Annotated in this window: 7 protein-coding genes; 3 read left to right on the top strand and 4 right to left on the bottom strand. The window is 39.2% G+C overall.

Going from position 1 to position 12,621, the window contains the following annotated elements:
- Window positions 1-80: 80 nt before the first annotated feature.
- The 3 genes from ACO05G_RS09815 to ACO05G_RS09805 form a co-directional block, all read right to left on the bottom strand.
- Window positions 81-2,768 (bottom strand): ABC transporter permease, encoded by a 2,688-nt coding sequence (locus ACO05G_RS09815; protein ID WP_421762629.1) that lies wholly within the window; start codon window positions 2,766-2,768, stop codon window positions 81-83.
- Window positions 2,720-3,103 (bottom strand): PadR family transcriptional regulator, encoded by a 384-nt coding sequence (locus ACO05G_RS09810; protein WP_348284606.1) that lies wholly within the window; start codon window positions 3,101-3,103, stop codon window positions 2,720-2,722. Before ACO05G_RS09810 ends, ACO05G_RS09815 begins: the two co-directional genes overlap by 49 nt.
- A gap of 131 nt (window positions 3,104-3,234) precedes the next feature.
- Window positions 3,235-3,594: an energy transducer TonB gene (locus ACO05G_RS09805; RefSeq protein WP_348284605.1), complete on the bottom strand. Its 360-nt coding sequence runs from the start codon at window positions 3,592-3,594 to the stop codon at window positions 3,235-3,237.
- A gap of 176 nt (window positions 3,595-3,770) precedes the next feature.
- Between ACO05G_RS09805 and ACO05G_RS09800 the strand changes: the two genes are divergently transcribed.
- From ACO05G_RS09800 to ACO05G_RS09790, 3 genes are all read left to right on the top strand, one after another.
- Window positions 3,771-6,893 carry a UvrD-helicase domain-containing protein gene (locus ACO05G_RS09800; RefSeq protein ID WP_421762628.1) on the top strand — a complete coding sequence of 1,041 codons (3,123 nt, stop codon included), beginning with the start codon at window positions 3,771-3,773 and terminating at the stop codon, window positions 6,891-6,893.
- Window positions 6,894-7,051: 158 nt separating this feature from the next.
- Window positions 7,052-8,197 carry a T9SS type A sorting domain-containing protein gene (locus tag ACO05G_RS09795; RefSeq protein WP_348284603.1) on the top strand — a complete coding sequence of 382 codons (1,146 nt, stop codon included), beginning with the start codon at window positions 7,052-7,054 and terminating at the stop codon, window positions 8,195-8,197.
- A 108-nt stretch (window positions 8,198-8,305) separates the two neighbouring features.
- On the top strand, window positions 8,306-11,200 hold the full coding sequence (locus tag ACO05G_RS09790) for a PD-(D/E)XK nuclease family protein (RefSeq protein WP_421762627.1): 2,895 nt from the start codon (window positions 8,306-8,308) through the stop codon (window positions 11,198-11,200).
- Here ACO05G_RS09790 and ACO05G_RS09785 read toward each other — a convergent pair whose 3' ends face one another.
- Complete coding sequence (locus ACO05G_RS09785) at window positions 11,201-12,523, bottom strand: sensor histidine kinase (protein ID WP_421762626.1); 1,323 nt, start codon at window positions 12,521-12,523, stop codon at window positions 11,201-11,203.
- Window positions 12,524-12,621: the final 98 nt, after the last annotated feature.

Here is a 12,621-nt window from a genome sequence, read left to right as displayed (position 1 = left end):
GGTTTGAAGTTAACTACTATGCAAATTAAAAAGCCATTCATCTAATGACGAATGGCTCTAAAATTATTTTCAAAACGAATTTATTCATCTTTCAAACACTCCACCGGATTAACGCGAGTTGCTTTGATAGTTTGAAAAGCAATTGCCAAAAGTGTGAGAATAGCTGCAGCGATTATCGGTGATACAATTAAGAATATGGATATATTGGTTCGATAGACAAAACTCTCCAGCCAATCATTCATAAACCAATAGGCCAGCGGCAACCCTATCAGAAATGCGATCCCAATAAGGATCATGAAACGGTTACTAATGATCATCCAGATACTTCCAGTAGATGCACCCAATACTTTCCGAACTCCTATTTCCTTGAGCTTCGTTTCAATTATAAAACCTACCATACCGATAAGACCAAGACAACCAATCAGAATTGCTATCACCGCAAAGACTTTAATCATGCTGCCGAGTCGTTCTTCTTTTTGATACTGCTCATTAAACAGGTCATCAACAAAACGATAATTTGGATCGCTTTCAGCATCAAATTGAGCATAAACGTTTTCGATATGATCCAATGTAACTCTTAAGTCATCCGAATTTAGTTTGAGGCTAACCCGACGGTATCGATCCCTCATTAAGAATAAGGTTGGAACAATTGGACTGTAAAGTGATTCAAAGTGAAAATCTTTCATTACTCCAACTATCCTACCTTCTGAAGGGCCATACCCTAATTTTTTTCCTATTACTTCGCTGGGATCATTATACCCCAGCGCTTTACTTGCCTCTTCGTTGATAATATAATAGCCAGTTACGATGGTGTCTTCCTGAAGATTTGTTTCCATGCCCTCCCTGAAATTTTCTCCTGCCAGAATATCGATTCCATAAGTATCTAAGAAATGTTCATCTACAGTGACGATAGGTAATCTGAAATTGGTAGCGATCGCAGAGTCTCCTTTAAAGAATCGAGATCCCCAGCTATCAGCAAGCCTGCCTGTAGGTATCCGTGATGAGAAGCTTGCCTTTTCAATCCCCGGATGTTTCAAAAGTTCATTTCGTAATGTCTCGTTACTATAATCCCCACGCGGAAGCACCAAGCTCACCATGTAGTCCCTGTCAAAACCGGGATCGGAATTTCGGATAAAATTCATCTGGCTTTCGATCACTCCGATAGCGAAAATGAGACCAATAGTAACGACGTACTGGAAGGTTACCAGAAAAGATCTGAAGTTCCATTTGCTGGCATTCATAGATTGCTCACCTTTCAATGCCTGTACCAGATTGATTTTTGAGAGGAAGAGCGCCGGATACAACCCGGCCAATCCACCAACAATGACCATAAGAAGAATTAAGCCTAGGAAAATATCGGTCTGAATAAATGGGTTAAATACTAATTTCTTTTCCATGAAGTCATTGAGATATGGAAGTGCCCAAATCACCAGAATTATAGCCAGTGGTAGTGAAACGATAACTACCAATAATGATTCAGATAGAAATTGCTTGATGAGAGATGATTTAAAAGCACCAATTACCTTTCGTACTCCCACTTCTTTCATCCTCCTTGAGTAGTGGGAAGTGGCAATATTCATATAATTCACACAAGCAACGAGAAGTAGCAAGAAACCAATGATACTGAATATATAGACTTGTTCGATTGACCCATTGGTCTCGTACTCACCTTCCAGATTTGATGTCAAATGAATATCTAGGAGCGGTTGAAACTGGAAATCATAAAAATCTCGAGCATCCATACCAGACCTGAATTGTCCAATGTATTTATCCCAAAATTCGTCATTTGCTTTGGCCGTGAGCGCAGGCATGCTAGCATCGGTGGAGGTTCTTATGAAGGTCATCCAGTTATAATTACCACCTACATTATTTGCAGCATCTTCACCCATAATCATTTCGACGAAGCGAATAGGAGCCAGGTAATCAAAATGGAAGTGTTGTTGATCCGGCATATCCTCCATGACACCTGTAACTTTAAATGGAGCTTCATTTCCATCTCTGGCTAAGGTTACGGTCTCACCGATTACCCCATTTTCCTGCCAGTCGGTTCCAAAAATTTTAATTGCAGTTTTACGAGTCAAAACCAATGAGTAAACATCTGGAAATGCATTTTCAGCGCTTCCTTCTATAAATTCAAAACTGAAAATGTCAAAGGCATCAGGATCGCAAAAGATGACTTGTTCACCCAAAAATTCCTGATCCTTGTATTTAATATCCGGGAAGGCCCACGGGAAAAACCTGGTTGCATGTGATATCTCGCTGTAGTCTTCTTTTAATCGATTGGCATGACCAGCAGAAGCAAATGCCCATTGCCTGCTTATATCACCATCTGAGGTATAATTTTTTACCGTTACACGATAGGTATTAGCCGCATGTTCATGGTGTCGATCGTAGCTTAATTCATCTTTAACGAAAAGGGCAATAAGTACAAACGCTGCGATACCAGTAGATAATCCAATTACATTGATAATCGTGCTGGATTTGTATTTCCAGAGATTTCTGAGTCCGATTTTGAAGTAGTTTTTAAACATAGTAGTTTCCTTTTCAATTGAGTTTTGAGTTTCTATTTTTTTGACCATTTCCGGCTTAAACAGCCGGATAATTTGCCATGCATACCAGCGTTTGGCACGCACCAGACTGTTGCCTTGAGCTTTCAGTTGAAATTCCTCCTCCAGGTCTCCTTGCACGTCCTCGAAGTAGTCCTCTTTGAGAAACCATGCTAGGAATTTGGTAGACCAGGAAGGGGGAGAAGGCCGTTGCTTATCCATGCTTTTGTGTATTCATATGAAACATCCGGGATTGCTGACCATAACTTTGCGCGGGTTTCTTTAGCATAGTCCAAGGCAGCTTTACCTGTCTTTGTTACTTTAAAAAAACGTTTCCGTTTACCTCCTCTAATAGCGGTTGCCTCGCCAAGTTCAGATTTTAAATAGCCCTTTTTTTCCATCCTTCTCAAGGCGGTTTGCAATGCACTTACACTTACGTTTCGACTTAGTCGAGTTTCGATATCCTCTTTTATTGATACGCCATATGCGTCTTCGTGAAGAATGGCTACCGTGAGCAAAACAATCTCTTCAAATTCACCTAACTGATATTCCTTCATAGATTTAGAAGTTTAATTTCTAAATGTAAATTAAATATAAAATTCCTAAACGTAAATAATATAAGAAGGTTGGACATAAAAAAACCGCCTCGACGAATCGAGGCGGCTTACAAATTGATCCGATAATTAAATCAGATAGTTAATTTAAAATCTATAGGTACTGCAATTTTTCCAACTACAGCTTTACCTTTTGCATTTTTTGCGGGCTCAAATGTCAAATCTTTTAGAACACCCTTTACGGCATCTCTAAGATCTGTACATGGATAGGAATTGAACTGATGATTAATCACTTTTCCATCCTTATTCACTTTCAAGGTGACGATTACTTTCCCCTCTATGCCTTTCTCCATGCATACTTTTGGATATGTGATTTCAGAGATAATTTCTTTATAATTCACAGGTTTTGGATTTTCAGCTTCACCATTTCCATTACTCGCTTGTGCTGATAGCACAACAAAAACCATGGTTAGAATTAATAATTGTTTTTTCATATCTCTTACTTCTTAAATTAGTATTATCTAAATAGGTATGTAATTTTACCCAAATGTTAATAAATAGGCAAGAACTTGGTAATATTTTGTTAACATTTAGGTAACAATGGAATTTTTGTGGATAACTATTCATATAAAATCGATCAAAGAAAGGCGTTGAAGGGTATTTTCGTAGCATGTCACTTACCATCTATCGATCGTCTGCAGGTTCCGGAAAAACCTACACGCTGGCCAAGGAATATCTTAAACTTGCGCTTAGATCGAAAGATTACTATCAAAAGATTTTAGCAGTAACCTTCACCAATCGTGCAGCGGAGGAGATGAAGGAACGTGTGTTGGAATTTCTAATAGAAATTTCCAGAGGAACACATGAATTGATTCCGGTCTTTGAGAAAGACCTTGGAAAATCGCAAAAGGAAATTATAGAGTCAGCCAATAGTGCATTAACTCACCTGCTGCACCATTATGGCTACTTCAACATTACAACCATCGACACGTTCTTTCATCGTGTAATCCGATCCTTTTCCAGGGAAATTGGACTTCAAGGAAGTTTTGGGATTGAGTTGGATGTTGATAAGGTAGCGGAGTTCATTACCTCAAACGTTTATGAAGGGGTAGAAGCAAATAAGCACCTTCGTGATTGGCTGGTAGAATTTTCTATGGAAGGTCTAGCAGAAGGTGAAGGCTATGAGACGAAAGGGCAGGTAAGTAAATTGGCAAAGCAACTCTTCCAAGAGGAATTCAAAAAACTACCACAAGGTCAATTCGCTGATGAGCAGATAAAAGAAAAGATTAAGAACCTTAAAAGTGAGTTAATAAACACGAAAAAGAAATTTGAAGATCACCTGATAAAAGTAGCGGGCCAGTATGATGAGGCGATGAAAGCCGCAGGTCTTACAATAGATGACCTCAACTATAAAGCTTCCGGTCCGGGAGGCTTTTTTCCCAAGCTTGCAAAAAAGGAATATGACAGTCTGTTAACAAAACGTGTAGAGGCAGCTAGACAAGATTCGGCAGCATGGACCTCCAAGTCCAGCAAATTGCGTGATCAAATTATCGGTGTAGCTGAATCTTCATTGATTCCATTGATGAACTCGGCATTGGATTACATAGACGCTAATAAGCAGGACTATTATACGGCCGGTGCGGTACTTAAACATCTCTACACACTTGGTCTTATGACGGACCTCTCCCAAAAATTGCAGGATTATAAAAGAGAAGAGGAAATAATCATGATTTCTGATCTTCCTGATTTTCTTTCACAAATTATAGATGATACCGGCTCTCCTTTTATTTATGAAAAGGTGGGTACCTGGTATTCGCATTTCCTTATTGATGAATTTCAGGACACCTCTCAGTTTCAATGGAACAACTTTAAGCCTTTATTGGAGGAGAGTTTAGCCAATGGAAACGAAAATATTATTGTTGGCGATGCTAAGCAGTCCATTTATGGCTGGAGAGGTGGTGATCCTACTTTATTGTTAGATACGGTAGAGAAGGATATCGCACAGACGATTGTAGATCCAAGCAAGAGTACCAATTATCGTAGCGCCAAAAATATAGTAAACTTCAATAATCAGGTCTTTTCCAAACTGCCACAAATCATGGTAGCGGAAATGGGTGAGTCGATTTCTGAGGAAGAGGGGAGAATGATTCTCAAGACCTATGAAGGGGTTGAGCAAGAAGTAGCAGAAAACAACAAAGGAATAGATGGTTTGGTCCATCTTGAGTTTCTTGAAGCAGAAAGAAATGAATGGAAACAACGATCAATGGAGTGCACCATTGAACGAATGGAGTCCTTACTCGCAGAGGGTCATCGACTAAATGATATGGCTATCTTGGTTCGCACCAATAAAGAAGCCACGGACATAGTGAACCATGTGCTGGACTACCGAAGGACGCATGATACACAAATAGAAGTAATATCTGCAGAGGGAATGTTGTTGGAGAATTCAGCGATTGTCCAACTTGTACTGTCGGCGTTTAGTCATCTCATCAACCCCAATGATATAAGTATAAAAGCGGATCTGACTTACCGGTATCAGAAAACGGTAAAACAAAGAGATTTTTCGGGCCATGCCGATTTCTCCAAACTGGCAAACTCGGGATTACCGGGAAGTTTTACCAAGTACAAACAGCATTTGCTTCATCTCCCTATTTTGGAATTGGTAGAGGTACTGATCAGAACGTTTGAATTAAATAAATTGACCTCCGAGTTTGTTTATCTGCAGGCTTTTCAGGATGCAGTATTAGAGTTTACCAAAAACAACCGTTCGGATATCAGGCTATTTATGGAGTGGTGGGAGGATAATGGCAAGAAGCGATCCGTACAATTGACAGGAGCTCTGGATGCTGTAGAGGTCATCACCTCTCACAAGTCAAAAGGACTCCAATATCCAATCGTATTCGTGCCTTTCTGCAATTTTGATATGAACAGCCGTTCCAAGCCGGTATGGTATGAGTCACCCTATAATGAGGGAGAAAATTTACCTGTGGATTATAAGTCTGAATTGGAGAATACCCGATTTGTATCCAGCTATCAAAAGGAATTTGCAAAATGGCACTTAGAAAGCCTTAATGTATTATACGTAGCATTTACCAGAGCAGAAACTGCACTCTATGTTCATTGTGATCCGCTACCTGGTAAGAAGGATAAGATGTTTAGTACATCTAGTAAGTTGTTATGGAGCTATTTTGAGCTCCAATCTCCGGAAGGATGGAACTCAGGTACGAATATATATACGGTAGGAAATGTGCCGATTAAGCATAGAGAGTCACAAGACGAGATGGTTCACCTTGAATATTACACCTCCAATAAATGGAGTACGAAACTGAAAGTAAGAAAGACTGGGAAAGCGTACTATGATGATGAAATTGAAAAGAGTAGGAATGAAGGAATTTTATTGCATCAGATTCTTTCAGAAATTATTCATCATGAAGATACCAATCGTGTTTTGGATCGCTATGAATGTGGTATGCAGATCACCAATGAAGATCGAAAACGATATGAGAATTTAATTAATAGGCTTTGGCAAGATGAACAAATCAGATCCTGGTTTGATGGAAATGGTCAAGTGAAAACAGAGGTAGTGGTTCTTCCTAAAGATGGCGAGATTAAGCGCATGGATCGGGTGATCATCAATGGAAATAAAGCAACCGTAATTGATTTTAAAAGTGGTCGGCCAAAAAGCGAAGACAATCGACAACTTAAAGAATATGTGGCCCTGTTGAGTGAAATGGGATATGAAGTAGATGGGTATTTGTTGTATTTGGTAGGAGGTGAGGTAAGGAAAACATGAGTGCATACCCTAAAACAAGCTGCATCCAACTAAATAGCATACTTGTTCAGTTGCAAAGAGACCATATTTCATCGATCTGATTCACCGGATAATCGAATCATCCTCCAATTCTTAGGGGCATTTTGTAACTTCTATCTCTTTCATGTAAATATCCTGCCATGAAATACCCTGCCTTATTCACGCTATTCGCTTTTCCAATCCTCGTTTTTTCGCAACACAATACTTATTACATAGGTCATAGTGGGTTTGGCTGGGATCTTATTGTAGGAGAAATGGTCAATGATCTGGCTGCCGACGCAGGTATCGATACATATGAATATGGGTTTCAATTTATTGGTGGGACTTGTTTGGCTAATCAGTGGTTCAATCACACGGAACCTCAGGGAGGGACAGACTCACACATAGAATTACAAACAGGTGATTATGATATGCTGGTCTTGGCTGAGCAAATACCAATTCAGGAAGTGATTCTTGGAAGTCAATTCTGCAATGAGAACGTTATCACTTCGTATCAATCAGTCGATAACTTTTATGATATGGCCATAGAGGCAAATGCTTCAACACAGGTGTACTTGATGGAATTTCATAACGAAATTGATTTGACTGGTAATGATCCATACCAGACTTGGATTGATTTGAACAGCACCATGCGACCATTGTGGGAGCAGGTCGCTGACTCGGTTAGTGAAATAAATATAGGGAGTGACATAAGGATTGTGCCTGTTTCTGCTGCATTTCAAGCAATGGTTGATAGCGTGAGAGCTGGGGTGTTTCCCGGTATTACTGATTGGTTAGAGTTGTTTGATTCAAATGACGCTCCCGAAGCTACCATACATCCCACTGAAATGACTTATTACCTGGCAGCCTGTGTCCATTTTGCTACTATTTTCCAAGAGTCCCCGGAGGGACTTACAAACGAAACGTTTGCGGCGGCAGGGTGGCAGTTTGACCCGCCAACAGTTGCACAAGCAGCAATGATGCAGGCAATTGCGTGGCAAGTAGTAAGTACTGACCCATATGCCATTCCTCCAATTGTAATGTCAATTGAAACTGAGTTGGAAGCTGAAAATCATATTGAGATTTATCCGAATCCGTTTACAGATAAAATAACCATTCATACAACTAAGTCATTTAAGGACGCTTGTTTTAAAATATATCAATTAGATGGAAAATTGATCTTTCAAGAATTGAATATCACTGGCAATAAGACTTCAATTCAACCAACTATGAAACTAGAAGGGATTTACTTTTTTGAAGTTACTGATGGTAATCGACGATTTAAAGGACGTTTAATTGCTAATTAGAACTTGTCTTCCGTAAATGTGGATAACTAAACTATCTGCCTATACATAAATTCCACTGGAAATTTGGAATATTACGCTTTCAAATTAATTAGTAGGTCTTTTTAGTTAGTGGAGAAGCGAATTACATTTCTTGAGCATGTTGCCGATTATTTGATTAAAAACCATCTTAGTGATTTCGGTGATTGTACCGTTATATTTCCCAACCGAAGAGCCGGACTTTTCCTAAAAAAGCATTTATCTCAGATAATAGACAAGCCTGTTTGGTCACCAGCGACACTTAGTTTAGAGGATTTTCTTTTCACCTTTTCAACCACTAAGAAGGCAGATCCGCTCACCTTGATTTTTGAGTTGTTTGAATCTTTCAAAGCTCATCAGGGGCAAACAGAGGGATTTGAGTCTTTCTACTTCTGGGGCGAAATGCTCCTCCGTGATTTCGAGGAAGTAGATCACTATTTGGTTAATCCTCAGCAACTATTCACCTATGTGAAAGATGATCGTCAATTGGCTGAAGATTTTTATTTTCTAGATGAAGAACAGGAGAAAATCATAAAAAAATTCTGGCAGGAGTTTCTACCCACTGCAACAAAAACACAGGAGCAATTTGTTGAGACATGGAAGATCCTGATGCCTGTCTATGACACTTTCAAAAAACGAATTAAAGAAAAGGAGATAGCATACACTTCCCATGTTTATCGGGAACTTACCGAGAATCCAACCCTTATCCAGCGTGATGAAAGTAAACCTTTGATTTTCGCTGGTTTCAATGCTTTAACACCAGCAGAAGAAGTACTCATCAAACATTTTGTAACGGAGTTCAATGCAGAAATCCTCTGGGATATAGATGCTTATTACCTTGAAGATGTAAATCAGGAAGCCGGAGATTTTTTGCGTAGATATGCGAAAGACCCGATTTTTGGAACAAGCTTCCCGGACCCAATTCCTCAAAAAATTACCCAGCCAAGACAGGTAGCTGTGACTGGTGTTTCACTGGAAGTAGGTCAGGCCAAATTGATCGGAGAGGAGATTGAACGACTCATGGAAACTGGTGCAAAAAAGGAGGAAATTGTAATAGTCCTCCCTCAGGATTATATGCTTTTTCCTATTCTGAATGCGATACCAGAGCGAGTAGATAAACTCAATGTAACCATGGGGTATCCGCTTAAGGATACACCACTGTTTGGGTTATTGGAGGCGGCTATCGAGTTGCAGGAACACGCGAGTCTTTCCCCGGAAAATGGACTCTCTTTTTATCATAAGCCGGTAATAGATATTTTGAGTCACCCGTATCTATATAAAGAAGATAAAAATCCACTGGATAAACTTATAAGTGAGATTAAAAAGAAAAATCAGATCCGGGTTTTTCAGCAAGAAATTCAAACTATACAGTCAACCTTACTTAATACTATTTTCAGGCAAATAGGTGAGCAGGATAGTCTGGCCAAGTACCTACAGGACATAATTCTCTCTTTAGGTGAGCAGGTAGTTGAGCGTTTTGGCCTAGAACGAGAGTACCTCTACCATTTTCAGCAGCTATTGTCGCGATTAGGTGAAATACTGGACGAGCAGACTGCAATCATTGATATCAAAACGTTCAAAGGCTTATTTAGGAAAGCTACCCGATCAGTTAAGATTCCTTTTACCGGAGAACCGGTCGAAGGACTCCAGGTGATGGGTGTTTTGGAAACACGTAACCTGGACTTCAAGCATGTGCTCATGCTGAATATGAATGAGGATATTTTTCCAGCCTCTCAACGAGCAGGATCTTTTATACCCTATCGGATTAGAAGAGCTTTTGGGTTACCTACGTTTGAAACACAAGATGCAATCTTTGCTTATTTGTTTTATCGACTCTTTCACCATTCTGAAAAGCTATTTTTCTACTACAACATGTTTGCTGACTTTGGACTGAGTGGAGAGGTTAGCCGGTTTATCCGTCAAATTGAGCTCGAAATACCAAGGATAAACCCAGATTTCAAGATTGTGAGAAAGAAACTCAGTAATGCCATTCAAGTTGCTGAAATTAAGCCGATAGCCATTGAAACGACTCAAGAGGTATTGGATAAACTAGCCATATACACAGATACGGTTCCTGAAATGGATCAACGCAGGTTGTCAGCATCAGCACTGAACATCTATCTTGATTGTCGCCTAAAATTTTACTTCAGGTATGTGCTTAGGCTTTTTTCGGGGGATGAGATGAGTGATGATCTGGATGCAAGGCATTTCGGAAACGTCTTACACAAAACATTGGAATATCTCTACCTGGATACCATGAAAGAAAAGGGATCAAGAATTATAGATACCAATGACTTTTTTAGAATGGAAAGTTCTGTTGACGGTGCAATGGAAAAGGCATTTAAGGAGGAATTTGGGCTGAAGGGAAAAAAACGGTTTGAATTTAAAGACCGCAATGTTGTGATGGCCGAGATTATCCGAAAATTTGTGAAGCAGGTCATCGAGATGGATAAGAAGTATGTGCCTTTTGAAATTATCAGCCTGGAAGCCGAGGACAAGTATGAACGATTAGTAGAAATTACTACAAATGATAGACCCATCAAGGTAAAACTCGGAGCAGATATCGACCGGGTGGATAGGAAAGGAGAGACGGTACGGGTTTTAGACTACAAGACCGGACGTGATGAAACAGAGATCGGAAATTTTGAAAATATCTTCAACCCAGATGTTTTTTATAAGTTCCAGGCAGGTAGAAAGGCAGGGTACCAAACGTTTTTTTATGCGTGGATATATGCTTCGAAGCATGGGCTGGAAAACGCCATTGTTCCCGGACTAATAAATATCAAGCAATTCTTTCAATCTGATTTTGATTACCGGTTAAAGACAAACGGAAACCCAATTGCAGATTCTCGTGCATTCTTACCTCAATTTGAACAAAAGATGAAAGAATTGTTGGAAGAAATTTTTAATAAGGAAGAACCATTTAATCAAACCGAAGATTTGCGAAAATGTGCGTTCTGTGATTTCAAAGGTATTTGTGAGAGATGATCACTTGCCATCGATTGGAAAGATGATGGTGAATGTAGATCCTTCTCCTTCTTTAGAGGTAAAGGTTAGCCGACCGTCGAGTTTTTTCATCAAATTGTAACAAAGGGAAAGTCCCAGTCCGGTCCCTCTCTCTTTTTTTGTCCCTTTGGTAACTAGCTCATCCAAGGAGAAAATGGATGCTTTTTTTGAGTCACTTATTCCCACTCCATAGTCTTTGACATGCAATCGAAGCTCATTGAAGGTCTTCGAGACTTCTATAATGACATTTGAAAACTCCTCACTGAATTTCACAGCATTCATTAAAAGGTTACGGATTACTATTTCAAGTATTTCCGGATCTGTCTCAAGGATAAATCCCTTTTCAACTTTGTTATCAAACTTAATATTCTTTTTTGCTGCCTGGTCATTAATTAGGTCTATGATAGCTTCAACTAATGGATATATTTTGACGGATTGCTTTTTTACTTTAAAGCCATCCATTTGACTTTTAATCCATAATATGGTTCGCTCGGTAAATTTTCTAATTGTGTTTACAGAGTGGCTGACCTTATCAAAGTGATTTAAAATATCTTTTTCACTTATTAAATGCTTCTCCCTTAGCTTAAGCAAAGATTCTAAGGTAGTAAGTGGACCTTTGACATCATGAGTAAGTATGGACATTAGCGAGTCTTTAAGTTCATTTTCTTGCTTTAAGACTTCATTTTTCTCTTGGATAATGCCCGTTTTTTCCTCGATGATTTGATTATTAAGAAAGAGCTCTCGATTGTTTCGTTCAAATAAGTAACTCAGAATAGTCGCGATAATGTAAAATATGGATAAGTAAACAATCTGACTGCTGTGAACTTCCTGCGAGGTTAGAAATAAGGAATAAATGCTATAAATAATTAGAATAAGCAGATTGGTAAGTGTTGAGTGCCGAAATCGAAGGCCGATGAAAGAGGCATTGAGTATAATTGTGATTGTGGTCACATTGGGGATGAATAGGTAGTAAAATTCATCTTTTAGTAAATAGTCCATGGCGAGCAGAAAGCTATAGACTATTAGGGTTGAGAAAAAGAACAGCGATTGGTACCTCACGATTTGACCGCCCTTAATCCGGTGACTTGCAATGAAAATAAAAATCAGAATCACTTCTAGTGAAAACCTGACTCCAATGGAACTGTAAGGATCATCGAACCGAGCAATGTCAAGGAATATGAGAAAGGGATTAATCAACAGAAGTGAGCCGAACATTAGTTTGAATCCATAGATGTCCTGATCCATCCTGTTGATCATGTACCTTTTTTCTAAAGGTTCAGGAAACTTCAGGAATAGCTTGTCCAATCGATTGTTAGCGTAAGGTCCCACTCAGATAGCCGTTACTGTTCATAAGTTAGCTACAAAAGGGAGATAATTCAGAATTTTCATCAGATCGATTAAAA

Source organism: Ekhidna sp. (genome assembly GCF_965227465.1).
GTDB lineage: Bacteria > Bacteroidota > Bacteroidia > Cytophagales > Cyclobacteriaceae > Ekhidna.
This window is presented reverse-complemented; position numbering and strand designations above follow the sequence as displayed.

Bases quoted from the DNA above. Each gene is read 5' to 3' on its own strand.
- ACO05G_RS09800 (WP_421762628.1), top strand. From the start codon at position 3,771: ATGTCACTTACCATCTATCGATCGTCTGCAGGTTCCGGAAAAACCTAC.
- ACO05G_RS09805 (WP_348284605.1), bottom strand. From the start codon at position 3,594: ATGAAAAAACAATTATTAATTCTAACCATGGTTTTTGTTGTGCTATCA.
- ACO05G_RS09815 (WP_421762629.1), bottom strand. From the start codon at position 2,768: ATGGATAAGCAACGGCCTTCTCCCCCTTCCTGGTCTACCAAATTCCTA.
- ACO05G_RS09810 (WP_348284606.1), bottom strand. From the start codon at position 3,103: ATGAAGGAATATCAGTTAGGTGAATTTGAAGAGATTGTTTTGCTCACG.
- ACO05G_RS09795 (WP_348284603.1), top strand. From the start codon at position 7,052: ATGAAATACCCTGCCTTATTCACGCTATTCGCTTTTCCAATCCTCGTT.